This window comes from Pseudonocardia sp. DxW (assembly GCF_058448985.1).
The window spans coordinates 188,884-211,631 of sequence record NZ_JBZFLK010000001.1; the positions used below are offsets into that span (position 1 = coordinate 188,884).

25 protein-coding genes and 1 pseudogene are annotated in these 22,748 nt (G+C 75.6%); 4 read left to right on the forward strand and 22 right to left on the reverse strand.

Annotation, left to right across the window (positions count from 1 at the left end):
• Positions 1–75 precede the first annotated feature (75 nt).
• Genes ACVJO7_RS00885 through ACVJO7_RS00900 form a run of 4 tightly spaced genes read right to left on the reverse strand, consistent with a single transcriptional unit; the run spans position 76 to position 3,887 of the window.
• Positions 76–744: a response regulator gene (locus ACVJO7_RS00885; protein ID WP_491671295.1), complete on the reverse strand. Its 669-nt coding sequence runs from the start codon at positions 742–744 to the stop codon at positions 76–78.
• Positions 741–1,835, reverse strand: coding sequence for a sensor histidine kinase (locus ACVJO7_RS00890; protein ID WP_491671296.1), 1,095 nt, complete (start codon positions 1,833–1,835; stop codon positions 741–743). The genes ACVJO7_RS00885 and ACVJO7_RS00890 overlap by 4 nt, the downstream gene beginning before the upstream one ends.
• A 36-nt stretch (positions 1,836–1,871) precedes the next feature.
• Positions 1,872–2,675: a TrmH family RNA methyltransferase gene (locus ACVJO7_RS00895; protein ID WP_491671297.1), complete on the reverse strand. Its 804-nt coding sequence runs from the start codon at positions 2,673–2,675 to the stop codon at positions 1,872–1,874.
• Between the two features lie 30 nt (positions 2,676–2,705).
• Positions 2,706–3,887: an MFS transporter gene (locus ACVJO7_RS00900; RefSeq protein ID WP_491671298.1), complete on the reverse strand. Its 1,182-nt coding sequence runs from the start codon at positions 3,885–3,887 to the stop codon at positions 2,706–2,708.
• A gap of 79 nt (positions 3,888–3,966) precedes the next feature.
• Between ACVJO7_RS00900 and ACVJO7_RS00905 the strand changes: the two genes are divergently transcribed.
• On the forward strand, positions 3,967–4,776 hold the full coding sequence (locus ACVJO7_RS00905; RefSeq protein ID WP_491671299.1) for a crotonase/enoyl-CoA hydratase family protein: 810 nt from the start codon (positions 3,967–3,969) through the stop codon (positions 4,774–4,776).
• Here the strand turns inward: ACVJO7_RS00905 and ACVJO7_RS00910 are convergent.
• The 7 genes from ACVJO7_RS00910 to ACVJO7_RS00940 all read right to left on the reverse strand — a co-directional run bounded on the left by ACVJO7_RS00910 (position 4,764) and on the right by ACVJO7_RS00940 (position 9,985).
• A complete protein-coding gene (locus ACVJO7_RS00910; RefSeq protein ID WP_491671300.1) occupies positions 4,764–5,579 on the reverse strand; it encodes an SAM-dependent methyltransferase in 816 nt (271 codons plus the stop codon). The two genes, ACVJO7_RS00905 and ACVJO7_RS00910, sit on opposite strands and share 13 nt — an antisense overlap.
• Before the next feature lie 67 nt (positions 5,580–5,646).
• Positions 5,647–6,531: an energy-coupling factor ABC transporter ATP-binding protein gene (locus tag ACVJO7_RS00915; protein ID WP_491671301.1), complete on the reverse strand. Its 885-nt coding sequence runs from the start codon at positions 6,529–6,531 to the stop codon at positions 5,647–5,649.
• Positions 6,528–7,259, reverse strand: coding sequence for a cobalt ECF transporter T component CbiQ (gene cbiQ / locus ACVJO7_RS00920; RefSeq protein WP_491671302.1), 732 nt, complete (start codon positions 7,257–7,259; stop codon positions 6,528–6,530). The genes ACVJO7_RS00915 and cbiQ overlap by 4 nt, the downstream gene beginning before the upstream one ends.
• Complete coding sequence (locus tag ACVJO7_RS00925) at positions 7,259–7,561, reverse strand: energy-coupling factor ABC transporter substrate-binding protein (RefSeq protein WP_344022592.1); 303 nt, start codon at positions 7,559–7,561, stop codon at positions 7,259–7,261. The genes cbiQ and ACVJO7_RS00925 overlap by 1 nt, the downstream gene beginning before the upstream one ends.
• Positions 7,558–8,259, reverse strand: coding sequence for an energy-coupling factor ABC transporter permease (locus ACVJO7_RS00930; RefSeq protein WP_344022590.1), 702 nt, complete (start codon positions 8,257–8,259; stop codon positions 7,558–7,560). The genes ACVJO7_RS00925 and ACVJO7_RS00930 overlap by 4 nt, the downstream gene beginning before the upstream one ends.
• 192 nt (positions 8,260–8,451) lie before the next feature.
• On the reverse strand, positions 8,452–8,928 hold the full coding sequence (locus tag ACVJO7_RS00935) for a hypothetical protein (RefSeq protein ID WP_491671303.1): 477 nt from the start codon (positions 8,926–8,928) through the stop codon (positions 8,452–8,454).
• A 217-nt stretch (positions 8,929–9,145) separates the two neighbouring features.
• Complete coding sequence (locus tag ACVJO7_RS00940; RefSeq protein ID WP_491671304.1) at positions 9,146–9,985, reverse strand: SigB/SigF/SigG family RNA polymerase sigma factor; 840 nt, start codon at positions 9,983–9,985, stop codon at positions 9,146–9,148.
• Positions 9,986–10,127: 142 nt separating this feature from the next.
• Between ACVJO7_RS00940 and ACVJO7_RS00945 the strand changes: the two genes are divergently transcribed.
• The gene (locus tag ACVJO7_RS00945) at positions 10,128–10,559 is read left to right on the forward strand and encodes an ATP-binding protein (protein ID WP_344022584.1); all 432 of its coding nucleotides are present in this window, start codon (positions 10,128–10,130) and stop codon (positions 10,557–10,559) included.
• A 37-nt stretch (positions 10,560–10,596) separates the two neighbouring features.
• Positions 10,597–11,769 carry an acetyl-CoA hydrolase/transferase C-terminal domain-containing protein gene (locus tag ACVJO7_RS00950; protein WP_491671305.1) on the forward strand — a complete coding sequence of 391 codons (1,173 nt, stop codon included), beginning with the start codon at positions 10,597–10,599 and terminating at the stop codon, positions 11,767–11,769.
• 24 nt (positions 11,770–11,793) lie between these two features.
• Here the strand turns inward: ACVJO7_RS00950 and ACVJO7_RS00955 are convergent, their stop codons facing one another.
• The 8 genes from ACVJO7_RS00955 to ACVJO7_RS00990 all read right to left on the reverse strand — a co-directional run bounded on the left by ACVJO7_RS00955 (position 11,794) and on the right by ACVJO7_RS00990 (position 19,791).
• Positions 11,794–11,976, reverse strand: a complete 183-nt coding sequence (locus ACVJO7_RS00955; RefSeq protein ID WP_344022582.1) for a hypothetical protein — start codon at positions 11,974–11,976, stop codon at positions 11,794–11,796.
• A 56-nt stretch (positions 11,977–12,032) separates the two neighbouring features.
• Positions 12,033–13,274 (reverse strand): multiple monosaccharide ABC transporter permease, encoded by a 1,242-nt coding sequence (gene mmsB / locus ACVJO7_RS00960; protein WP_344022580.1) that lies wholly within the window; start codon positions 13,272–13,274, stop codon positions 12,033–12,035.
• On the reverse strand, positions 13,271–14,788 hold the full coding sequence (mmsA, locus tag ACVJO7_RS00965) for a multiple monosaccharide ABC transporter ATP-binding protein (RefSeq protein ID WP_344022814.1): 1,518 nt from the start codon (positions 14,786–14,788) through the stop codon (positions 13,271–13,273). Before mmsA ends, mmsB begins: the two co-directional genes overlap by 4 nt.
• A gap of 121 nt (positions 14,789–14,909) precedes the next feature.
• The gene (chvE, locus tag ACVJO7_RS00970) at positions 14,910–16,052 is read right to left on the reverse strand and encodes a multiple monosaccharide ABC transporter substrate-binding protein (protein ID WP_344022578.1); all 1,143 of its coding nucleotides are present in this window, start codon (positions 16,050–16,052) and stop codon (positions 14,910–14,912) included.
• 351 nt (positions 16,053–16,403) lie between these two features.
• The gene (locus ACVJO7_RS00975; protein ID WP_491671306.1) at positions 16,404–17,597 is read right to left on the reverse strand and encodes a LacI family DNA-binding transcriptional regulator; all 1,194 of its coding nucleotides are present in this window, start codon (positions 17,595–17,597) and stop codon (positions 16,404–16,406) included.
• A gap of 58 nt (positions 17,598–17,655) precedes the next feature.
• Positions 17,656–18,534, reverse strand: a complete 879-nt coding sequence (locus ACVJO7_RS00980; RefSeq protein WP_491671307.1) for an SMP-30/gluconolactonase/LRE family protein — start codon at positions 18,532–18,534, stop codon at positions 17,656–17,658.
• A 109-nt stretch (positions 18,535–18,643) separates the two neighbouring features.
• Entirely contained in the window at positions 18,644–19,651 is a 1,008-nt protein-coding gene (locus ACVJO7_RS00985) for a zinc-dependent alcohol dehydrogenase (protein WP_491671308.1), read from the reverse strand.
• On the reverse strand, positions 19,648–19,791 hold the full coding sequence (locus ACVJO7_RS00990; RefSeq protein WP_491671309.1) for a hypothetical protein: 144 nt from the start codon (positions 19,789–19,791) through the stop codon (positions 19,648–19,650). The genes ACVJO7_RS00985 and ACVJO7_RS00990 overlap by 4 nt, the downstream gene beginning before the upstream one ends.
• Before the next feature lie 195 nt (positions 19,792–19,986).
• Here ACVJO7_RS00990 and ACVJO7_RS00995 point away from each other — a divergent pair, with 195 nt between their 5' ends.
• The gene (locus ACVJO7_RS00995; protein ID WP_491671310.1) at positions 19,987–20,340 is read left to right on the forward strand and encodes a nuclear transport factor 2 family protein; all 354 of its coding nucleotides are present in this window, start codon (positions 19,987–19,989) and stop codon (positions 20,338–20,340) included.
• Between the two features lie 13 nt (positions 20,341–20,353).
• Here ACVJO7_RS00995 and ACVJO7_RS01000 read toward each other — a convergent pair whose 3' ends face one another.
• The 3 genes and pseudogenes from ACVJO7_RS01000 to ACVJO7_RS01010 form a co-directional block, all read right to left on the reverse strand.
• Positions 20,354–21,292 (reverse strand): helix-turn-helix transcriptional regulator, encoded by a 939-nt coding sequence (locus ACVJO7_RS01000; RefSeq protein WP_491671311.1) that lies wholly within the window; start codon positions 21,290–21,292, stop codon positions 20,354–20,356.
• A 148-nt stretch (positions 21,293–21,440) separates the two neighbouring features.
• Positions 21,441–21,902, reverse strand: a pseudogene (locus ACVJO7_RS01005) (ATP-binding protein); the annotation flags it as partial.
• Between the two features lie 71 nt (positions 21,903–21,973).
• Positions 21,974–22,690 (reverse strand): helix-turn-helix domain-containing protein, encoded by a 717-nt coding sequence (locus ACVJO7_RS01010; protein WP_491671312.1) that lies wholly within the window; start codon positions 22,688–22,690, stop codon positions 21,974–21,976.
• Positions 22,691–22,748 lie beyond the last annotated feature (58 nt).

Here is a 22,748-nt window from a genome sequence, read left to right on the forward strand (position 1 = left end):
ACGTCACCCACCGCTACCCGCACCGACGTACGACCCCGGGGCCGGCCCCGGGGATCGCCCCACCCGCCGGGCGCGTCAGCGGCGGCCGACCAGCCCGGCCTCGTGCGCGATCACCACGAGCTGCACCCGGTCCCGGGCGTCCAGCTTGGTCAGCAGCCGCCCGACGTGGGTGCGCGCGGTGGCCGGGCTGATCACCAGCTGGGCGGCGATCTCGCCGTTGGTCCGGCCGGTGCCGACGAGGGCGAGCACCTCCCGTTCCCGGCGGGTCAGGACCGCGAGCCGATCCTCGCCCGGTGGCGCCGCGGGGCCGTGCCGGGCGAACTCGGTGATCAGCCGCCGGGTCACCGACGGTGCGAGCAGCGCCTCGCCGGCGTGCACCAGGTCGATCGCGCGCAGCAGCGCCACTGGTTCGGTGTCCTTGAGCAGGAAGCCGCTGGCCCCGGCACGCAGCGCCCGGTACACGTAGACGTCCAGGTCGAAGGTCGTCAGCACGACCACCCGGGTACCGGCCAGCGCGGGATCCGCGGCGATCGCCTCGAGGGCGTCCAGGCCGTCCGTGCCGGGCATCCGGACGTCCATCATCACCACGTCCGGCCGGTGCGCCCGGGCCAGCCGGATCGCCTCCGCGCCGTCCGCGGCCTCGCCGGCGACCGCGTAGCCGGGTTCGGTCTCCAGCAGCACCCGCAGTCCGGCGCGGATCAGCGGCTGGTCGTCGGCGAGCAGCACCCGGACGTCCCCGGTCACGCCCGGCTCCCGTCCGGCAGCTCCGCCTCGACGACGAATCCCTCCGCGGCGGGCGCGGCCCGCACCCGCCCGCCCAACGCCTCGGCCCGCTCGGCGAGACCGCGCAGGCCCTGGCCGGGTGGACGGGCCGGGCGCCCGGGCGGCCCGCCGTCGTCGGCGACGCGCACATGCAGCAGGCCGGCGTCGCGGGTGATCGACACCTCCACCCGGGACGCCACCGGCGCGTGCCGCACGGTGTTGGTGACCGCCTCCCGGACGATCGCGAACACCGTGCGGTCCGCGCCGTCGGGCAGCGGTCCGGGGTCGCCGGTGACGGTGACGTCCAGCCCGGCCGACCGGCCTGCGCTGATGACCTCGTCGAGCCGGTCGAGACCGTGCGCAGACGGGTCGGCGGGCGGCTCGGGGCCCTCACGCAGCAGTTCCAGGGTGCCGCGCAGCTCGCGCAGCGCGTCGGTGCCGGCGTCCCGGATGCGGAGCAGCGCCGCCACCGCCTCCTCCGGCCGCCGGGCCGCGACGTGCGCACCGACGCCGGCCTGCACGACGATCATGGACAGGCTGTGCGAGACGACGTCGTGCACGTCCCTGGCGATCCGCAGCCGCTCCTGCTCGACGCGGCGCGCGAGCCGTTCCTCGGTCTGCTCCGCGGACAGCTCCGCGGCGCGGCGGACCGCGCCGACCGCGACGCCGAGCGCGACCGTCACGGCGATCCACCCGTAGTGGTCGACCGGATCAGGGGGGTTCCGTACGACGAGCACCTCGGTGCCCGCCCAGGCCAGCACCACGATCAGCCCGGTCAGCACGGCGCGCGGCCAGCTCACCCGGCTGGCGACCGTATAGACCGCGACCGCGACGAGCAGCGACGCGGGCCCGTCGGGATGGTCGAGCCAGTAGTAGAGCGCCGTCGGCACCATCACGGCGCCGAGCACCGGCACCGGGAACCGGCTGCGCCAGCACAGTGCCACCGTCGCGGCCCCGATCAGGACGATCCCCCAGGGCAGCAGCGGCCGCCCGGACGGGTCGCCGAGCAGCGCACCGGTGACCGCCACGGCGGCGGTGACCGCCGCCACCAGCACATCGCGCGCGGTCGGCATGCCGCGCAGGCTACGCAGCGGGGAGGGCCCGGCGCGTCATCGCGCCGACGTACCCCGGCGCTGCCGGACGGCCTCGAACAGCACCACCGCGGCGGCGATCGAGGCGTTCAGCGAGTTGACGGTGCCCTGCATCGGGATCACCACGGTCTCGTCGGCGCCGTCGTGCCACAGCTCGGTGACGCCGGTCGCCTCGGTGCCGATGACCAGCGCGGACGGCCCGGTGAGATCGGCGGCGCCCAGCTCGGTGCGGCCGGCCGGGGTCGTCACGAGCACCCGCAGCCCGCGCCGGCGCAGCCAGTCGAGCACCTCCTCCGAGGACGCCGAGGCGACCGGCACCGCGAAGACCGTCCCCTTCGAGGCCCGCACCACGTTCGGGTTCGCGAAGTCGGTCCCGGCCCGGTCCGCGGTCGCGATCACGACCGCGTCCACCCCGCACGCCTCGGCGGTGCGCAGCATCGCGCCCACGTTCCCCGGCTTCTCGATCCCTTCCGCGACCAGCACCAGCGCGTCCGGGCGCAGTTCCAGCGCGTCCAGCGGGCGGCCGGGGGCCTCGGCGACGGCGAGCCAGCCGTCCGGGGACTCCCGGTAGGCGATCCGGGCGAACACCTCGGGGCTGACCGAGAACGTCCGGGCGCCGGGCATCCGGTCCAGCAGCCCGGGATCGGCGACCAGGTCGGGCGCCCAGTACACCTCGGCCGGCCGGACGCCGGCGTCGAGCGCGAGTGCCAGCTCGTCGTGCCCCTCGATCAGGGTGACGCCCGCGGCGTCGCGGTGCCGGCGGGTGCGCAGCCGGACCAGGTTCTTGACGCGCGGGTTGGCGGTGCTGGTCAGGTCGGGCACCCGACGAGGGTAGGACGCGGTGCCGCCCGCTCAGCAGGCGGCGCGCATCCGCAGCGCCAGCCAGCCGGCCGTCGCCGCGGCCGCGGTGCCGAGCACCAGCAGCGGCCACATCAGCGCGTCCACCCCGACGAACGCGGTCGCCAGGAACGGCATCGCGAACCCGACGTAGGCGGCGGTGTAGAACACCCCGTTCGCCGCGCCCCGGCCGGACGCCGGGGCCAGCCGCCCGACCAGGGTCAGCCCGGCGTTGAGGCACAGTCCGCCGCCGGCGCCGAGCAGCACCCCGGCGACCGCGACGGCGAGCACCGATCCGGTGGGCGCGGCGAGCGCCCCGACGCCGAACCCGAGCGCGCCGAGCGCGGCACCGACCGGCCCGGTGCGGGCGCCGAGCCGGTGCGCGAACGGCTGCACCAGCGTGCCGGTGCCGAGGGTGAGCGCGGCGAGCAGCCCGGTGAAGGCGACCAGCCCGGTGATCCCGGGCAGCAGCAGCGGCAGCACGGTGACCGCCACCGACGGGAACGCGTACACGCACACCGCGGTCGGCACGACGACCCGGACGAACGTCCGCCGGGCCGGGGCGGCCAGGCCTGGGCGGGGCAGCAGCCCGCGCCGCGGCCCGTCGCCGACCGGGCGGGTGACACCGGCGACCAGCAGCACCGCACCGGCCGCGGGCACCAGCAGCGCGACGTGCACCAGGTAGGGCAGGGTGAGCGGCCACGGCCCGTAGGCGGCGATCAGCCCGGAGCACAGCGGGCCCAGGCAGAATCCCGCGCTCTGCGCGACCGACGCGGCCCGGGCCGCGCGCGCGGCGCCCGCCGTCCCGGCCTGGTCCTGCAGCCAGGCGCTGCCCACCGAGAAGATCGCGCCGGACGCCAGGCCCTGCACGAACCGGGCGGCGAACAGCAGCCACAGCGCGGACGCGCCGCCGAGGAACAGCAGCGACGCCCCGGCCACGCCGACCGCGGCGGGCAGCAGCACCCGGGTCCGGCCGTACCGGTCCGAGGCGGGCCCGCCGAGCAGCAGCGACGGCGCGAGCCCGAGCGCGTAGACCCCGAAGATCGCGGCCAGGGTGCTCGGTGCGAGATCCAGCTCGACCCGGTAGACCAGCAGCAACGGGGTCGGCACGTTGGTGCCGAACGCGGTCGCGAACAACAGCCCGCAGGCCACCCACCACATCCGGTCCGGCCGGCCGGCCGCGCTGCCCCGTTGCACCAGCGCATCCTGTCAGTCGCGGGTTACTCCGCGGTAGCCTCGGCCCGGAACCGACACCGGACACGAGGGAGTGCACTCCATGGGCGAGCCGACGGGGATCGCGGTCGAGGTGACCGAGGGGATCGCGCGGGTGCGCCTGGACCGGCCGGAGGCGGCGAACGCGCTGCACGGGCCGATGTGGTCCGGGCTGCGCGACGCGATGCACGAGCTGGACGCCGACCCGTCCGCCCGGGTGGTCGTGATCAGCGGGAACGGCAGGCACTTCTGCTCCGGGATCGACGTCGCGATGCTCGGCGGGCTGAAGGAGACCGCGTCCGATCCCTCCCCGGGACACGGCGCGGAGAAGCTGCGCCGGACCATCCTGGACCTGCAGGACTGCCTGACCGCCGTCGAGCGCTGCCGCAAGCCGGTGCTCGCCGCGGTGCACGGCGTCTGCCTCGGCGCCGGTCTCGACCTGGCCGTGGCCTGCGACCTGCGGTACGCGACGGCCGACGCGTCGTTCGTACTGAAGGAGGTGGACATGGGGCTGGCCGCCGACGTCGGCGTCCTGCAGCGGCTGCCGCGGATCGTCGGCGAGGGCGTCGCCCGGGAGATGGCCTACACCTGCCGCCCGGTGTCCGGCACCGAGGCGCAGCAGCTGCGGCTGGTCAACGGCCTGTTCGACGACGCCGACGCACTCGAGCAGGGCGTCACCGCGCTGGCCGCCGAGCTGGCCGCGAAGTCGCCGTTGGCGCTGCGCGGCACCAAGCACGCGATCACCTACGCCCGGGACCACTCGATCGCCGACGGTCTCGACCAGATCGCCAACAGCGGCGCGCTGGTCTCGGCGGACCTGCAGGAGGCGGTCACCGCGTTCCTGGAGAAGCGCCCCGGGGTCTACCGGGACTGAGCGCGCACCGTCCCGACCAGCGCGTACATCCCGAGGACGGGCCCCGGGACCGGTTCGTCGCAGCGCCAGCGGGTGATGTCGACCAGGCCCGGTTCGAGCGGGTCCACCCCCGCGGTGACCCGGCGCAGGACGCCCCGGTCCCGGAGCACCAGCGGATGGCCGCTGTCCCGGGCCAGCTGCTGCATGCCCACCGTCCCGGCGACCGCCGCCGGATCGTCGACGTCGGTGCTGCCGTGCGAGAGCACCAGCATGCTGCCCGGGCCGAACGCGGAGCAGTAGCGCCCGATCAGCCGGGCCACCAGGTCGTCGTCGGCGACGTAGTGCAGCACCGAGACGGCGAGCACGGCGGTCGGCTCCGCGGGATCGAGCAGGCCGGCGACGCCGGGCGCGGACAGCACCGCGTCCGGGTCGGTCAGGTCCGCCGCGGTGACCGTCGCGCGATCGGAGCCGGCGAGCACGTCGCGGGAGATCGCCACCGCGACCGGATCGGTGTCGACGTAGGCGACCCGGGCGGACGGGTCGTACCGCTGGGCGGTCTCGTGCACCGCCTCGACCGTCGGGATGCCGGACCCGAGATCGAGGAACTGCCGGCAGCCGCGGTCCAGGCAGGCCCGCACGGCCCGGCCGAGGAACGCCCGGTTGGCCACCGCGGTGTCCCGGGCGGCGGGCACCACCTGCAGGATCCGCTCGGCCAGCTGCCGGTCGACGGCGAAGTTGTGCCCGCCGCCGAGCAGGAAGTCGTAGATCCGGGCGGAGCTGGGGAGGCTGAGGTCCGGCTCATCGGCCGACTCCGGGACGCTCACCTGCGTCACCCTCTCGCCCGAACACCTCACCACGCAACCGGAGCAGCTCGCGGCGGGGCGCCCCGGATCACCGCCCGGTGGCCGGCCGTCCGTCCGCGGCACTGCGCTCCGCCCGCCCCGCGCGCCCGGCCGGACCGTCGAGCAGCTCGTGCAGCTCCGCGGCGGTACGCGGCGGCGGCCCGTCGTGGCCGAGCTCGGCGAGCAGCCGGGCGACCGCGGGCGCCCAGGCCGGCCCGAGCCGGGCCCCGGCGAGCAGCGCGGTGTCCCCCAGCGCCTGGTCCGCCGGACCGGTCCGGACCCGGCCCCCGGCGACGACGGCGACGTCGTCGGCCCACCGGTGGGCCAGGTCGACGTCGTGGGTGGACAGCACGACGGCGGTCCCGTCGCGGTGCAGCCGGGCCAGCACGGCGACCAGCTCCTCGACGCCGGCCGGGTCCAGCCCGGCGGTCGGCTCGTCGAGCACCAGCACCCGCGGCCGCACCGCCAGCGCACCGGCGATCGCGACCCGCTTGCGCTGCCCGAACGAGAGCTGGTGGGTGGGCCGGTCGACCAGCTCGGTGGCGCCGACCGCGGCCAGCGCGCCGGCCACCCGGCGGGCCACCTCGTCGTCGTCGAGCCCGAGATTGAGCGGGCCGAACGAGACGTCCTGCCCGACGTCGGCGGCGAACAGCTGGTCGTCGGGGTCCTGCAGGACGAGCTGCACGCTCTCCCGCAGCCGGACCAGCCCGCGCCGGCTGCGGTCCAGCGGCTCGCCGTCGAGCAGCACCTCCCCGCTGTGCGGCCGGAGCAGCCCGAGCAGCAGCCGGAACAGCGTCGTCTTGCCGCCGCCGTTCGGGCCGAGCACGGCGAGCCTGCGGTCCGGGCACACGGCGAGATCGGCGCCGTCGAGCACCGGGGGGCCGCCGCGGTAGCCGAACACCAGATCGCGGGCCTCGAGCACCGGCGCGGTCACCGCAGCACCACCACGGTGGCGGCGACGATCCCGGCGAGCAGCACCGCGCTCGCGGCGACGAACGCCCGCGACACCGGCCGGGAGGTGACCCGCACGGCCAGCTCGCCGTCGTAGCCGCGGACGGCCAGCCCGGCCTCCAGCCTGCGGGCCCGGTCGAACGCCCGGACGAACACCGCGCCGCCCTGCCCGGCCAGCGACCGGAACGTCGCCCGGCGGGTGCGGAACCCCATCCGCAGGGTCTGCGCCTCGCGGACCGCGCGCAGTGAGTCGAGCAGCAGGAACAGCATCCGGTAGATCAGCAGGGCGATCTCGGTGACCGCCCGCGGCAGCCATCGCAGCCGCGGAAGGGTGTCCGCGATCGGGGTGGTCGCGGCGAACAGGATCAGGCAGCCGACCGCGGCCATCGCCCGGCCGACGAGCTCGGCGGCGCGCAGCGGGCCGCCCGGCGCCGGGGCGAGCCACGGGTCGCCGCAGACCGTCACGAGCAGCGGCAGCGCCCCCACCAGCACGAACCCGAGCGGCAGCCGGAGCAGCCTGCCGACCGTGCGCAGCGGGATCCGGGCGCCGGCGAGCAGCAGGCCGAGCGCGGCGGCCCCGCAGAGCAGGGCGCCGGGCCAGGGCGGGAGCAGCACCGCCAGCGCGAGCAGGCCGAGCGCCAGGAACGCCTTCTCCCCCGGGTGCCGGGAGCGCCAGCGGCCGGCGTACGCGGTCTCGTCGATCAGCAGCATCAGCTCTCGGCGGCGGGCGCGGAGCCGCTGCGCTGCCGCGAGCGGGTCCGGGCGACGCCGAGGCAGTAGCCGAGCACGCCCGCGCCGGCGGCGGCCTGGATCGCGAAGATGCCCGACTCGATCTCGCCGGACGGCGGCTCCCAGACCGGCTCGAACCAGGGCTCGTACCCGGTGGCGTCGATCGCGTCGCCCGCCTGGCCGTCGGCGCCGGAGTACTCGCCGGGCACGAACAGCGCCGGGATCGCGAACAGCGCCACGACGGCGACCACGAGCAGCAGATTGACCAGTGTCGAACGCTTCACGCCGTGGCCTCCGTCGGCTCGGTTCCGGTGGTGTCGCGCGGGCGCAGCACGCCGAGCCTGCGCAGCTCGTCTGGGGTGATCCGGACCAGCAGCCGGACCACCAGCACGGTCAGCAGGCCCTCGGCGACGGCCAGCGGGATCTGGGTGATCGAGAAGATCGAGGCGAAGGTCAGGAACGCGCCGCCGAAGCCGGACGTCGGGTCCGGGAAGGCGAGTGCCAGCTGCGCGCTGGTGACGGTGTAGGTGCCGAGATCGGCCAGGAACGCCGCGACGAACACCGCAGGCCCCAGCGTGCCGCCCAGCCGGCGGACCGCCAGGTAGGAGCCGTAGGCGATCCACGGACCGGCGACGGCCAGCGAGAACGCGTTCGCGCCGAGCGTGGTGAGCCCGCCGTGCGCGAGCAGCAGGGCCTGGAAGACCAGCACCACCGTGCCGATCAGCGCCATCACCGGGGGCCGGAACAGCACCGCCCCCAGCCCGGTGCCGGTCGGGTGCGACGACGAGCCGGTCACCGAGGGGATCTTCAGCGCGGACAGCACGAAGGTGAACGCCCCGGCGGCGCCGAGGAGCAGCTTGGCGTCCGGGTCCTCGCGCACCCGTACGACGACGGCGCGTGCGCCGTGCACCACGAACGGGGCGGCGACCACGGTCCAGGCCGCCGCGTGCAGCGGTGGCAGGTATCCCTCGGCGATGTGCACGGCAGTTCTCCTCGTGGGCTCGGACGAGGGAACGCTACGACTGCGAGATGTAAAGGTGCAAGACTGAACATCTACTCATGCGTTTGGCCGCGCAAGATCACCCGGACGCCGACGCGCCCGGGCCCGCTCGTGCGGACCCGGGCGCGCCGGTACCGGTGCGGCCCGGACCTTTCCGGGCCTTTCCGAGCCTGATCAGGCCTTTCCGGCCTTCGCGGGCCGGCTGCCGTTGACCTTCCTGCTGACCGCCTCGGCGATGCGGGCGGCGGCGGCCTCGGCCTCGCGGCGGCGGGCCTCCTTCGCCGACGGGTCCGTCTCCGGGGTGCCCACGCCGGTGCCCGGCTTCTCCGCGACGACCTTCTCGCTCGCCTTCTCGGCGGCCTTGCGCTCGGCCTTCTCCGCGGCCTTCGCGCTGGCGACCTTCTCCAGCCGGGCGGCCTTGGCCTTCTTCGCCGCCTTCTTCTCGGCCTTCGCGGCGCGCTCCTGCTCCTTGCGCTGCTCCTTGGCCTTCTCCTTGGCCTTCGTCTCAGCCTTGGCGGCGTCGCGGACGGCCTGCTCGGCCTTCTTCTCCTCCGCGCGGCGGGCCTTCTTCACGTCCTTCTTCACGGACTCGATCTTCTTGCTCTTCTTGTCCTTCTCGGCCTTCTTGTTCTTGTCTGCCTTCTTGGCCATCACGGTCCTCCCCTGCTCCGACGCCGGGGCCGGGCGCGGCGACGCGCCGGCGGTGCCGGACCGGGGCCGGTACCGCCGGGTCGGCGGCGCGCTCGGCACTCCGGCACGGACCAACTCGGTATGGCACGACCGGCCGCGCTGACGAACGGACGGCGACGTGCGTGGAACTCGGGAGAGTACCCACGGTCACCGCGCCGAAACACGGCACCCGATCCGGTCAGCCGGCCTCCGGGAGCCGTGGCCGGTCCCGGCCGCCGGCGTCCGCCGCCGGTTCCTCGGCGAGATGCCCGCGCAGCGTGACCAGGGTGCGCGCGAGCAGCCGCGAGACGTGCATCTGGGACAGCCCGACCTGCTCGGCGATCTGGGTCTGCGTGCGGTTGCCGAAGAAGCGCAGCATGAGGATCGTGCGCTCGCGTTCCGGGAGCTTGCGCAGGGCCGGGCGCAGCGACTCGCGGGCGTCGACGGCGTCCAGGCCGGTGTCGATCCCGCCGACGACGTCACCCAGCGGGCTGTCGGTCTGCCCCACCAGCTGGTCCAGCGAGTCGGCCCGGTAGCCCTCCCGCGCCTGCAGGCTCTCGATGACCTCCTCGCGGCCGATCCCGAGGTGCTCGGCGAGCTCGGAGACCCGCGGCGCGCGGCCCAGCCGCGACGACAGCTCCTCCTGGGCCCGGCCCAGCCGGGCCTGGACGTCCTTGAGCCGCCGCGGCACCCGCATCGACCAGGTGCGGTCCCGGAAGTGCCGGCGGATCTCGCCGGTGACGGTGGGGACCGCGAACGCCAGGAACGGGGTGCCCTGGGCCGGATCGAACCGGTCCAGCGCGTTGATCATGCCGATCGCGCCGACCTGCTCCAGGTCGTCGACGGGCTCGCCGCGCTGCCGGTACCGGTTCGCGATGTGCGTGACGACCGGCTGGAACCCGCGCACCAGCTCGTCGCGCAGCCGGTCGCGGTCGGGATCGTCCGGGGCGGCGGCGGCGAAGGCGCGCAGCGGGGCCTCGAGGTGCGCGTAGGCGTCGTCGCGGCCCACGGTCCCGGCCCCGGTATCGGCCTCAGCCATGCCGCTCCCCGCGGCGGCGACGATAGGTACCCATCGTTTGCGACGGTATGCCCACGCCCCGCGGCCCGCGAGTCGAACGGATGTGATGCACCCCGTCCCGCAACGGACGCGTTGCCGGGCGCCCGGCGGGGTACGCCGACCCATGGCCGCGCACCTCGTCCTGGAACTGACCGCCGAGCCGCGCGCCGCGAGCCGCGCCCGCCGGGAGGTCGGCCGGTGGCTGGCGTCGCTGTGCGGCGCGGAGCACGCCTGCGAGACGGCGTCGGACCTGGTGCTGGCGGTGAACGAGGCGGTGTCCAACAGCGTCGAGCACGCCTACGGCGACGACCCGCTGGGCGCCGACGGCACCGTCACGCTGCGCGCCGAGGTGCAGCGGCCGGGCCCGCGGGTCCGCGTCCAGGTGTCCGACCACGGCTGCTGGCGGGACCCGCCGGAGGACAACGGCCACCGCGGCCGCGGACTGCTGATGATCACCGCCTGTGCCGAGGACGTCTCCGTGCGGCCCGGCGCCGACGGCACCACCGTCACGCTGCACCGCACGCTCGGCCGCTGCCCGGGCGTCTGCACGACCTGACCGCGGGCCCCGGCGCCCGGTGGCCGATGCTGCTCCCATGATGCACGGTCCGGAGTCCGCACTCGCCGCACTGGTCCGCCCCGGCAGCCGGGTCGCGCTGGCCGACGGCTGCGGCACCCCGCGGGCGCTGCACGGGCCGCTGTCCCGGGTCGCCGCCGGCCGCGGCGTGTCGGTCGTGCTGGGCTGGCATCCGGCGCCGGCGCCGGATCTCGATCCGGCCGCGTTCGACGACGTCCGGGTCGTGATGGGCGGGCCCGGCACCCGGGCGGCGGTCGAGTCCGGCGCCGCGCACCTCGTCCCGGCCCGGCTGTCGGCGGTGCCGGCGCTGCTGCGCGGTCCGCTGCGCCCCGACGTGCTGGTCGCGTCCGTGGTCCGCGGCCCGGACGGCGGCCTGCGGTTCGGCGCCGAGGTCGGCTACCTGCGCGGCCTGGTGGCGGCCGGGGTGCCGGTCGCGGCGGTGCTGTCGCACGGCAGCCCGTGCGCCGACGCCGGGCCCGCGCTGCCCGCGGACGCGGTGACCGTCGTCGCGGAGAGCGGCGACGGCCCGGCCGAGCTCACCGTCCCGCCGCCCACCGCGGACGACGGGGCGATCGCCCGCCGGGTCGCCGCGCTCGTCCCGCCCGGGGCCCGGATCCAGGTCGGCCCCGGCCGGCTCGCCGCCGCGATGGCCGCCGCGATCGAGGTCCCGGTGCGGCTCGACTCCGGCCTGCTGCCCGATCCGGTGGTCGACCTGGACGCCCGCGGGCTGCTGCTGGACCGGCCGGTCAGCACCTACCTGGCCGGGACCCGGCGGCTCTACGACTGGGCGGACGGGCGGGCGCTGCTGCACCCGGTCGAGCACACGCACGACATCGGCCGGCTCTCCGCGGCCGGGGCGCCGCCGCTGATCGCGCTGAACGCGGCGCTGGAGATCGACGTCGACGGGCAGGTCAACGTCGAGGGTCTGGGCCGCTCGGCGGCCGGGATGATCGGCGGGCACCCGGACTTCGCCGCGGCCGGGGTGCGCGGCGACGGCCTGTCGGTGATCGCGCTCGCCTCGGCCCACCGCGGCGCGCCGACGCTGGTGCGGCGGCTGTCCCGGCCGGTCAGCACCCCGTCCCAGGACGTCGACGTGGTCGTGACCGAGCGCGGCACCGCCGACCTGCGCGGCCTGGACCGGGCCGAGCGCCGGAGCGCCCTGCTGGCGCTGTGGGACGGCGTGACCGGCTGAGGGTGCCGGGGACGGACCGGCCGGTCAGCCGCGCGCCCCGGGCCGGACCGCACGGCCGGACCGGTCGCCGGCCGGCCGCCCGTCGTGCTCGCGGGCGGACCGGTCGGCGGCACCGTCGGCCGGGGCGTAGTGCCCGCCGAGGCGGGCGGACTCGCTGCCCGGGTGCGGCCAGGAGACGTCGGCGTGCTGGTTGCTGCTCTCACTCATACCTGCACTGTGCCCGGCCCGTGTTCCGTCCACACCGCTCCCGGCTGACGGGTGGGTTACGACCCGGTGCCGCGCGCGCGGCGCTTGTTCCAGACGTCGAACGCGACCGCCAGCAGCAGCACCAGCCCCTTGACGACCGACTGCATCGACTGGTCGACGCCCATCAGCTGCATGCCGTTGCTCATCACCGCCATGATCAGCCCGCCGACCAGCGCGCCGACCACGGTGCCGACGCCGCCGGTCACCGCCGCGCCGCCGATGAAGGCGGCGGCGATCGCGTCCAGCTCGAACATCGTCCCGGCCGCGGGCTGGGCGCCGTTGGACCGGGCCGAGTAGATGACCCCGGCGATGCCGGCCAGGAAGCCCATGTTCACGAAGATCCAGAACGTGACGGCCCTGGCCTTCACACCGGACAGCCGGGCCGCGGCCAGGTTCCCGCCGATCGCGTAGACGTGCCTGCCGAACACGGTGCGCCGGGTGATCAGGCCGTAGGCCAGCACCAGCACGCTGAGGATCACCAGCACCACCGGCAGCCCGCGGGAGGTGGCCAGCTGCCAGGCGAAGGCCAGCACGACGACGCCGACCAGCGCGATCCGGCAGGCGAACAGCGGGAACGACTCGACCTGCTGCAGGTCGAGGACCTTCGCGATCCGCGAGCGGTAGGCGAACGCCGCGTACCCGGCGACGCCGACCGCGGCGATCAGCATGGTGAACGCGTCGAAGCCCTGCCCGCCGATCAGGCCGTTGACGAAGCCGCCCGCGACCATCTGGTACTCGGCCGGGAACGGCGAGAGCGAGATGTTGCCGAGCACCTGCAGGGTCAGGCCGCGGAACAGCAGCATCCCGGCCAGGGTCACGATGAACGCCGGGATGCCGACGTAGGCGACCCAGAACCCGTGCCAGGCGCCGACCAGCACGCCGGTGCCGATCGCGGCCGCGATCCCGACCCACCAGGGCAGGCCGCCGCCGATCACCAGCACCGCGGCGATCGCGCCGGTCAGCGCGACCACCGAGCCGACCGACAGGTCGATGTGCCCGCCGACGATCACGATCACCATGCCGATCGCGAGCACCAGGATGTAGGAGTACTGCAGGACGATGTTGGTGATGTTGCCGGGGCTCAGCGAGACGCCGCCGGTGAGCACCGCGAACAGCGCCACGATCGCGACGAAGGCGATCACGATGCCGCTCTGGCGCAGGTTGCGGGTGAGCAGCGTCCGCAGGTTGTTCGTCCCGGTGTGCAGGGCGGCGGCGGCGCCGCTCTCGCCGGCCGGGTCCCGCTTGAGGGTGCTGGTCATGCGGCAGACTCCGACTCCTCGGTCATGAGGGCCATCAGGCCCTCCTGGGTGGCCTCGGCGACCGGCACCTCTCCGGTGATCCGGCCGGCGGACAGGGTGTAGATGCGGTCGCAGATGCCGAGCAGCTCCGGCAGCTCGGAGGAGATGACCAGGACCGCCTTCCCGGCCTCCACCAGCCGGTTGATGATCACGTAGATCTCGTAGCGGGCGCCCACGTCGATGCCGCGGGTCGGCTCGTCGAGGATCAGCACCTCCGGCTCGGTGAACAGCCACTTCGCCAGCACGACCTTCTGCTGGTTCCCGCCGGAGAGGGTGCCGACCCCGCTCGTCACACCGGCGGTGCGGATGCCCAGGTCACGCCGGTAGTCCTCGGCGACCCGGTGCTCCCGGTCGGCGTCCACCCAGCCCCGCCGGGCGAGCCGGGACAGCCCGGCCGCCGAGACGTTGCGGCGGATGTCCTCCACCAGGTTCAGGCCGTAGTGCTTGCGGTCCTCGGTGACGTAGGCGATCCCGGCCCGGATCGCCTCGTCCACCGTCCGGGCCCGGACCTCCCGGCCGCCGACGAACAGCCGGCCGCTGATGTCGCGGCCCCAGGACCGGCCGAACACGCTCATCGCGAGCTCGGTGCGCCCGGCGCCCATCAGCCCGGCGATCCCGACGACCTCCCCGGCCCGGACCGACAGCGACGCCGAGTGCACCACCGTCCGGTCCTGGGTGGGGTGGCGGACCGTCCAGTCCGAGATCCGCAGCATCTCCTCCCCCGGCCGGGACTCCCGGTCCGGGTAGAACGACGCCAGGTCCCGCCCGACCATCCCGCGGATGATCCGGTTCCGCGGGGCGGGCTCGTCGGCGATGGTGAAGGTCTCGACACTGTGCCCGTCCCGGATCACCGTGGTGCGGTCGGCGATCTGGACGATCTCGTCGAGCTTGTGCGAGATGATGATCGCGGTGATGCCGCTGTCCCGGAACCGGCGCAGCAGGTCCAGCAGGTGCGCCGAGTCGGTGTCGTTCAGCGCGGCGGTCGGCTCGTCCAGGATCAGCAGCCGGACGTCCTTCGCCATCGCCTTGACGATCTCGACGAGCTGCTGCTTGCCGACGCCGAGCCGGCCGACCGGGGTGGACGGGCTCTCGTCCAGCCCGACCTCGCCGAGCAGCGCCGCCGCCTCGCGGTGCGTGCGGGCCCAGTCGACCAGCCCGAACCGGCCGCGCCGCTCGTTGCCGAGGAAGATGTTCTCGGCGATCGACAGGTGCGGGATCAGGGCCAGCTCCTGGTGGATGATCACCACGCCGTCGGACTCGCTGTCCCGGATGCCGGAGAACCGGGCGGTCCGCCCGTCGAGGACGATCTCGCCCTCGTAGCTCCCCGCCGGGTGCACCCCGGACAGCACCTTCATCAGGGTCGACTTGCCCGCTCCGTTCTCCCCGCAGATCGCGTGGATCTCGCCGCGGCGCACCGCGAGGGAGACCTCGGACAGCGCCGTGACGCCGGGGAAGGTCTTGGTGATCGAGCGCATCTCGAGAATCGTGTCCGGCTGCTCACCGGCCGGCTCGTGATCGGGCACGAGGTCCTCCGTGCTTCGTGGTGACGGGTGCCCGGGCCGGGGAGGGTGTCGGCCCGGGCACCCGGGATCGGGATCAGCCCTGCTGGCCGCGCTCGACGTCCTCGGCGGTGTAGTACCCCGAGTCGACGAGCACCTGCTGGATGTTCTCCTGGTACACCGTCTGCACCGGGAGCAGGTACGACGGGACGACCTTGACGCCGTTGTCGTAGGTGGTGGTGTCGTTGGCCTCCGGGACACCGCCCTCGAGGAATGCCTGGGCCGCGACGACGGCCTGTGCGGCGAGCTCGCGGGTGTCCTTGAAGATCGTCGAGTTCTGCACCCCGCGGCTGATCAGGTTCACCGACGCGATCTCGGCGTCCTGCCCGGTGACGACCGGCAGCGGCCGGTCCGGGCCGCCGTAGCCGGCGTTCTGCAGCGCGGTGATGATGCCGCGGGAGATGCCGTCGTAGGGCGAGAGCACGCCGGCGACCGGCGTCCCGTCGCTGTAGGCGGAGGTGAGCAGGTCCTCCATCCGGCGCTGCGCGGTCTCCTGCGCCCAGCGCAGGGTGGCGATCTGCTCGATGGTGGTCTGGCCGCTGCGGACGACCAGGGTGCCGTCGTCGATCAGCGGCTGCAGCACCGACATCGCACCGTCGTAGAAGAAGAAGGCGTTGTTGTCGTCCAGCGAGCCGGCGAACAGCTCCACCACGAACGGGCCGGTCTCCGGGCCCGGCGTGCCGTCCTCGTTCTGCAGGCCCAGGCCGGTGAGCAGGGCGTTCGCCTGGGCGACGCCGACCTGGAAGTTGTCGAAGGTGACGTAGAAGTCGACGTTCTCGGTGTCCCGGATCAGCCGGTCGTAGGAGATGACCGGGATGCCGGCGTCGGCGGCCGCCTGCAGCTGGCCGGACAGCGCGGTGCCGTCGATCGCGGCGACGACCAGCAGATCGGCCCCGCGGGTGATCATCTGGTCGATCTGCTGCGACTGGGTCGGGATGTCGTCGTTCGCGAACTGCAGGTCGACCTGGTAGCCGGCCTCGCTCAGCTGGTCACGCACGGAGTTGCCGTCGGCGATCCAGCGCTCCGAGGTCTGGGTCGGCATCGCGACGCCGACCAGCAGGTCCTCGGCGGAGGCACCGGTCCCCGCGCCCCCGCCACCGGAGGCGCCCTCCCCGCCGCACGCGGCCAGACCCACAACCAGCAGAGCGCCGACGGCGACGGCGCGCACTCTCTTCCACACGGGCGATCTCCTCTTCGAGATGTCGCCCGGCGCGATGAGCGCCGGGCGGCTGGCCTTCCAGCTCGTCGACTGTGAACGTTAACAAAGACCGCGTGAGATGGGAATCACCGAATTTCGAAGTGGATCTAGGCAGGTGAGATGCGCCGGAAGCTGGACAGCACCGAATGCCGTCGCGGCTCCAGCGGGTCGGCGGGGTGAGCGCTAACGGTGTCGGGGACGGGGGGCGGGCGCGCGGCGGTACCCCAGAGTAGGCAACCGGGGCCACGCGGGCGAGAGGGTCGCGCCGGCAGGTTCGGGGCCGGCCGGGTTCACGCCCACCCGGCCCGCGCCGCAGGCCGTTCCGGCCCGGGCTCAGTCCGGTGGCGGGCCGACGCTGTCCCGGTCCACCAGCACCGGGACCACCCCGCGGTGCGCGACCGCCTCCCCGCCCGGGCCCCGGCGCGCGTCACCGGCGCCCGCCGCAGCACCAGCGCCCGCAGCACCGACGCCCGCAGCACCGGCGCCCGCAGCACCGGCCACGTCGCGCGCGCCGCCGGGACCGTCGGCCCCGGCCGAACCGGCACCGCCGCCGCCCGCCGCACCACCGGCGCCACCTGCACCGGCGGCCCCGTCGGCCCCGGCGACCAGCAGCTCCAGCGCCGCCCGCGCCACGGCCTCGAAGTCCGGACGGACCGTGGTCAGCGGCGGGATGAGGTGCGCCGAGGACGGCACGTCGTCGAACCCGACGACGCTGATGTCGCCGGGCACCGACCGGCCACGCTCGTGCAGGGCGTGCAGCAGACCGGTGGCCATCGCGTCGTTCGCCGCGAACACCGCGGTCACCTCGGGCATCCGGCCGAGGAACTGCCCGGCCCGGTACCCGGCGTCCGGGCTCCAGTCCCCCGGCACCACCGGCGGCACCTCGCAGCCCGCGGCCCGCAGCTCGGCCTCCCAGCCTGCGGCCCGGCCGGCCGCGTCGAACCAGTCCGGCGGCCCGGAGATGTGCCAGACGGTGCGGTGCCCGGCCTCCAGCAGCCGCCGGGTCGCCACCCGGCCGCCCTCGACCTGGTCGACGGTGGCCATCGCGCCCGGGCGGGCCGGGTCGCCGTCCACCGTGACCAGCGGGACGGTCCGAGGCAGCTCGTCGAGCGCGGCGGCCACCGGCGCCACCGGGGCGATCACCACGATGCCCGAGACCTGGCCGTCGAGGTGCCGGTCGACGGCCTCGCGCACCGAGGTGCCGTCCAGCGTGCGGATCCGCACCACGCTGACCCCGAAGCCGGCGTTGACCGCCTGCTCCTCGAACGCGGCGAGCAGCGAGACCGGGCCGAACAGCGTCGAGCCGGGGGCGACGACGCCGAGCACCCGGTCCCGGCCGGTGACCAGCGTCCGGGCGGCCCGGTTCGGCCGGTACCCGAGCTCGTCGATCGCGGAGAGCACCCGGGTGCGGGTCACCTCGCGGACGTTCGGGTGCGCGTTCAGCACCCGGGACACGGTCTGGTGCGACACCCCGGCGACCCGGGCGACGTCGAACATGGACGGGCCGCGCCGGGTCCGCTCACCCATCGCCCGTTCCTCCTCGCCCGCTGCCGCCCCGACGGAGGGTAGCGACCCGTGATCGGCCTCAGCCGCTGAACTCGGCCACCGGCGTGCCGGTCGTCCCCGGGCGCACCGCGAACAGCGCCCCGGCCGCCGGCTGGGCGGCGAGCTCGTCGGCGGTGAGCGCCTGGCGCGACGTCGTCACGAACAGCGTGCCGAGATCGGGATCGCCGAACGTGCACGCGGTCACCCGGCTCACCGGGAGCCGGACGACGGTGTCCAGCACCCCGTCCGGCGTGTAGCGGTGCACCGCGGAGCCGCCCCACAGCGCCACCCACAGGGCGCCGGTGGAGTCGACGGCCAGGCCGTCGGGCAGGCCGGCCGCCGGATCGACGACGGCGGCGGGCCGACGGTCGTGCAGCCCGGCGGCACCGGCGGACGGATCGACGTCGAACACGTCGACCCGCCCGGTCGGGGTGTCGACGTAGTAGGCGCGCCTGCCGTCCGGGGTGAACGCGAGCCCGTTGGAGATCGTGACGCCGGTCAGCGCGGGCTCGACGGCCAGGTCCGGCCCGAGCCGGTACAGGGTGCCCGCGCCGGGCCGGGTGTCGTAGGCCATCGAGCCGCACCAGAACGCGCCGGACGGGTCGCAGCCGCCCTCGTTCATCCGGAGCCCGGGGTCGTCCCACAGGTCGCCGAGCCGCCGCTGCACCCGCAGCTCGCGATCGAGCAGCACGAAGCCGCGCTCGTCGGCGAGCACCAGGCCGCCGTCGCGGCGCGGCCGGAACGCCGCCGCGACCGAGCCGACGCGGGTGCGTCCCACCCGGCCGCCGGCGAGCTCCAGGATGTCGCCGGCGAGCATGTCGACCCAGCGCACCCCGGCGAACGACGGGTGCCACACCGGGCCCTCGCCGTGCTCGGCCACCGGGCCGGTCACCTGCTCGGCGACCAGCTCGCGGGTCACGACGTCCCGCCGTGCGCCGGCGCCGCGGCACGGGCCGGGGCGATGCGGCGCGCCGGCCGGGTGGGCGCGGGCCGGGTGGGCGGGGGCCGGGTGGGTGCGGGCACGGGCATCACGGGTGCAGCAACACCTTTCCGGTCGGCAGCGGAGCGGACGGGCCGAGCGCCCGCACCGCGTCCTCCAGCACCAGCTCGTCACTGATCAGCGGCGCCGGCCGCAGCCGCCCGTCGGCGAACGCGGCGACCGCGTACGACCAAGCCCGCGACGGCGCGCCGAACACCGTACGCACCGTCACCGCGGCCTCGACCAGCCCGGCCGGCGACAGCAGGTCGTCGGCGCCGCCGTGCAGCCCGCTCAGCACCACCCGGCCGCCGCGCCGGGTGAGGCCGACCGCCAGCCGGCCGGCCCCGCGGGCCCCGGCCGCCTCCAGGACCACGTCGAACGTCCCGGCGCGGGCGTCCGCCCGGTCCGGCGGGCAGACCCCGGTCGCGCCGGCCGCGGCGGCCGCCGGGCGCGGCCGCGGATCGACGACCAGCAGCTCGGACGGCGAGTGCGCGGCCAGCAGCTGGACGGCGAGCAGTCCCAGCGTCCCGCCGCCGACCACCGCGACGCGCTCGCCGGGCAGCGGCGCGGCCTGGAGCACCGCCTCGGCCATACAGGCCGCGGGCTCGATGAGCGCGGCGCCGCGCAGGTCGGCGTCGTCGGGCAGCACGTGCAGCAGCCGGGCCGGGAGCCGCAGCTCGTCGGCGCAGGCGCCGGGGCGGGTGAAGCCGGTCTCGTCGTACCCGCTCAGGCACAGGTTGGTCTCGCCGCGGCGGCAGGCGTCGCAGGTGCCGCAGTAGCGGAAGCCCTCGCCGACGACCCGGCGCCCGAGCAGCCGGGGATCGGTCCCCGGCCCGAGCTCGATGACGGTCCCGGACCACTCGTGCCCGGGCACCACCGGGTACCGGACGTAGCCGGGGGCCCGCGTCCCGGCCAGGATCTCCCGGTCCGAGCCGCAGATCCCGGCGTACGCGACCCGCACCAGGGCCTCGCCGTGGTCGAGCGGCCCGGCCCGGCCGGCGTCGGCCACCCGCAGCTCACCGGGTCGCTCGACGACCAGCGCCCGCACGCCGCTCACGGGGTGGCGCCCGCCCGCTTCTCCCGGCGCGGGAAGTCCCTGAGCTCGTGCACGCCCACCACCTCGTCGTCGTGTCGCCGTCCGCTGCCGGACCGTGCCGGAGCGGCGGCCCGGGCTTGATTGTTAGCGCTCACACTCATCGTGTCAACGACCTCGCCGTTCGCAGAGGTATTGAGTCAACCGCCTTGACGAGGTCCCGGCGGGCCCCGTGACCACCGGATGTTTACGCTAACAGGCTCGGTCGGGTGAGGCGCTTGACACCGGGCCGCCGCGGCCCTGGGATGGTGCGGCCCGGTCACGCCGCCCAGGGTGCCCGCCGACCGAGGGGAACCGTCATGACCTCCGCAGCCGAGCTCGCCCAGCGCAACCTGTTCGAGGTCTTCGACGAGCGCGATCCCGCCGCGCGGGCCCGGGCCGGCGACGAGATCTACACCGCCGACGTGGCCTTCCACGATCCCGAGGGGACCGTCCGCGGGCCCGCCGCCGTCGTAGCCAAGGCCGGCGCGCTGCTCGACGGGGCGCCCGGGTTCCGGTTCGCCCTGGCGCAGGTCCGCGAGAACCCCGGCGGGCTGAGCGTGCTCGACTGGCGGTTCGGCCCCGAGGGCGGCGATCCGGTCGTCACCGGGACCGACGTCGTGCTGGTCTCCGACGGCCGGATCAGCGCGCTGTACACCCTGCTCGGCGGCTGATCCGGCGGCCCGCTCACGGGCTCCCGAACCCGGCCGCCCCGAGCTCCCGGCGGGACCGCACGCCGATCTTCCCGAATACCTTCCTCAGGTGGTACTCGACGGTGTTCGCGCTGATCACCAGCTCAGCGGCGACCTCCGAGTTCGTCGACCCGGCCGCCGCCAGCCGGGCGATCCGGTGCTCCTGCGGGGTTGGCTCCGGGCGTCCGGCGGCCGGCCGGTCCGCGGCGGGCCGGGTGGCCGCCCCGGCCGCGGCCAGCTCGGTGCGGGCGCGCTCGGCGAACCGCGGCGCCCCCATCTGCGTGAACAGCGCGTGCGCGGCGGCCAGCTCGCGCCGGGCGTCGGTGCGCCGGCGCCTGCGCCGCAGCCACTCGCCGTACAGCAGGTGCGCCCGGGCGAGATCGGTGCGCACCACGGTGCCGCGCAGCCGGTCCACCGCCTCCCGGTACAGCGCCTCCGCGTCACCGGCCGCCGCGAGCAGCGCCGCGCTGCGGGCCAGCAGCCCCAGCGCCCACGGCGTCCCGGTGCCGCGGGCCCGGACCGCGAACCGGTCCAGCGCGGCGCGGGCGGCGTCCCGGTCCCCGCCGCGCACGGCGCCCTCCACCAGGTCGGGCAGCGCGAGATGGCCCCAGTACGGCGGGTCGTCCCGGTAGACCTCGAGCGCCGCGGCCGCCGCGTCCGCGTAGCGGCCCGCCCCCAGCGCGAGCACCGCCCGGGCGGTCCGGACCAGCTGCACCTGGGCGCCGCCCACCGGTGCCCCCTCGGCGGGCGGGAGCGCGCCGGCGGCCCGGAGCACCCCGGCGCCGTCGTCCCGCCGGGCCCGCAGCAGCGCGTCGTGCGCCCGGCGCAGGTCGGGCGCTCCCCCGGTGACCGCGGCGACCTCGCCCGCCTCCCCGTGGTGCACCTCGGCGTCGTCCAGCCGGCCGGCGAGCGTCTCGGTCAGCGCGCGGGACACCAGTGCGCTGCGCCGCCTCGACGGCCAGCTCCCTGGCCTCCGCCGGGGGCAGCGCGCCGATCCGCAACGCCGGGAGGCCGTCCAGCTCCGGGACCCGGTCCCCGGCGGCCGGATCGGTGTCCCGCACCCCGAACAGCAGCACAACCGGGTCGGCGTCGAGCCGCCGGGCCAGGAAGGTCAGCGTCTGCAGCGACTCGTGATCGAGCCACTGGGCGTCGTCGCACACGCACAGCAGCGGGACGTCGCCCGCCGCGTCGGTGAGCAGCGTCGGCACCGCCAGGCACACCAGGAAGCGGTCGGACCGGCCAGGGCTCAGGCCGAGCGCGGCGTCGAGGGCCGCCCGCTGCGGCTCGCGCAGGATCTGCCTGCGGTCCAGGAGCCCGGCGGTCAGCCGGTGCAGCGCGCCGTTGCCCAGCGCCCGCTCCGACTCCACCCCGGTGACGGTGAGCACCCGCATGCCGGTGGCGGCGGCGACCGCCGCGTCCAGCAGTGCGGTCTTGCCGATCCCGGGCTCGCCGCGCAGGACGAGGACCCCGCTCGTGCCGGCGCGGGCCGCGTCCAGGAGCCGGGACAAGGCTCGGAGCTCGGTCGTCCGGCCGCGCAGCCGCACGACCGGGGAAGCTACCGTCCGTGCAGGTCACGTCTCATCACCAGCCGGGCGGGGAGCCACCACCGGCCGCGTCAGGCGTCCTCGATCAGCTCGCGGACCCGGCGCAGCACGTCGAGCTGGGCCGGGTTGTAGAGCTCCTGCATCGCCGTCGCCGCGGTCCGCGCGGCCAGCCGGTCCTCGGGCCGGTCCCCGGACAGCGGTGCGCCGACCCCCGGATGCTCCTTCCGGATCCGCCGGATGTGCGGGGCCATCCGGCGGGCGAGATCGCTGCGGACGTCGGCGTCGGCGTCGGCGGGGAGTTCGTCGAACTCGCCGTCGGTCGGGTCGGAGGTCGCGGAGCGCAGCAGCTCGGTGTACGCGTCCAGCCGTTGCGACCCGAGCACCCGGCTCATGACGGCGACGAGCGACCGGTCCGCCTCGGACATCCCGGCCGTCGGGACGAGCCCGGGCGGCAGATCGGTGGAGGTGCGGTGGCGCAGGATCAGGGCGAGCTCGACGCGGGCCCGCTGCAGCTGCTCGATGGTCGAGGCGAGCTCGGCGTCCAGGGTGCGCAGCGCATGCGCGGGATGGTGGTCGTCGTCGCCCATCCCGGCGATCTGACCGAGCGAGAAGCCCAGGTCGACGAGCCGCTTGATGCGCAGCAGCCGGACCAGGTGCACGACGCCGTACTGCTTGTAGCCGTTCGAGAGCCGCTCGGGTTCGGCGAGGAGCCCGACCTCGTGGTAGTGCCGAACCGCCCGGAGGCTGGTGCCGGCCAGGTCTGCGATCTCACGGGTGCTCCAGGCCATGGACACCACCCCACACCGTGCCCCGACGGCATGGTCAAGCCCGCGCGCGCACGGCGGC

Bases quoted from the DNA above. Each gene is read 5' to 3' on its own strand.
- mmsA (WP_344022814.1), bottom strand. From the start codon at position 14,788: ATGCGCTCGATCACCAAGACCTTCCCCGGCGTCACGGCGCTGTCCGAG.
- ACVJO7_RS00975 (WP_491671306.1), bottom strand. From the start codon at position 17,597: ATGGGTGAGCGGACCCGGCGCGGCCCGTCCATGTTCGACGTCGCCCGG.
- ACVJO7_RS00945 (WP_344022584.1), top strand. From the start codon at position 10,128: ATGGCCGCGCACCTCGTCCTGGAACTGACCGCCGAGCCGCGCGCCGCG.
- mmsB (WP_344022580.1), bottom strand. From the start codon at position 13,274: ATGACCAGCACCCTCAAGCGGGACCCGGCCGGCGAGAGCGGCGCCGCC.
- ACVJO7_RS00955 (WP_344022582.1), bottom strand. From the start codon at position 11,976: ATGAGTGAGAGCAGCAACCAGCACGCCGACGTCTCCTGGCCGCACCCG.
- cbiQ (WP_491671302.1), bottom strand. From the start codon at position 7,259: ATGCTGCTGATCGACGAGACCGCGTACGCCGGCCGCTGGCGCTCCCGG.
- ACVJO7_RS00990 (WP_491671309.1), bottom strand. From the start codon at position 19,791: ATGAGTGTGAGCGCTAACAATCAAGCCCGGGCCGCCGCTCCGGCACGG.
- ACVJO7_RS00995 (WP_491671310.1), top strand. From the start codon at position 19,987: ATGACCTCCGCAGCCGAGCTCGCCCAGCGCAACCTGTTCGAGGTCTTC.
- ACVJO7_RS00940 (WP_491671304.1), bottom strand. From the start codon at position 9,985: ATGGCTGAGGCCGATACCGGGGCCGGGACCGTGGGCCGCGACGACGCC.
- ACVJO7_RS00890 (WP_491671296.1), bottom strand. From the start codon at position 1,835: ATGCCGACCGCGCGCGATGTGCTGGTGGCGGCGGTCACCGCCGCCGTG.
- ACVJO7_RS00905 (WP_491671299.1), top strand. From the start codon at position 3,967: ATGGGCGAGCCGACGGGGATCGCGGTCGAGGTGACCGAGGGGATCGCG.
- ACVJO7_RS00935 (WP_491671303.1), bottom strand. From the start codon at position 8,928: ATGGCCAAGAAGGCAGACAAGAACAAGAAGGCCGAGAAGGACAAGAAG.
- ACVJO7_RS01010 (WP_491671312.1), bottom strand. From the start codon at position 22,690: ATGGCCTGGAGCACCCGTGAGATCGCAGACCTGGCCGGCACCAGCCTC.
- ACVJO7_RS00950 (WP_491671305.1), top strand. From the start codon at position 10,597: ATGATGCACGGTCCGGAGTCCGCACTCGCCGCACTGGTCCGCCCCGGC.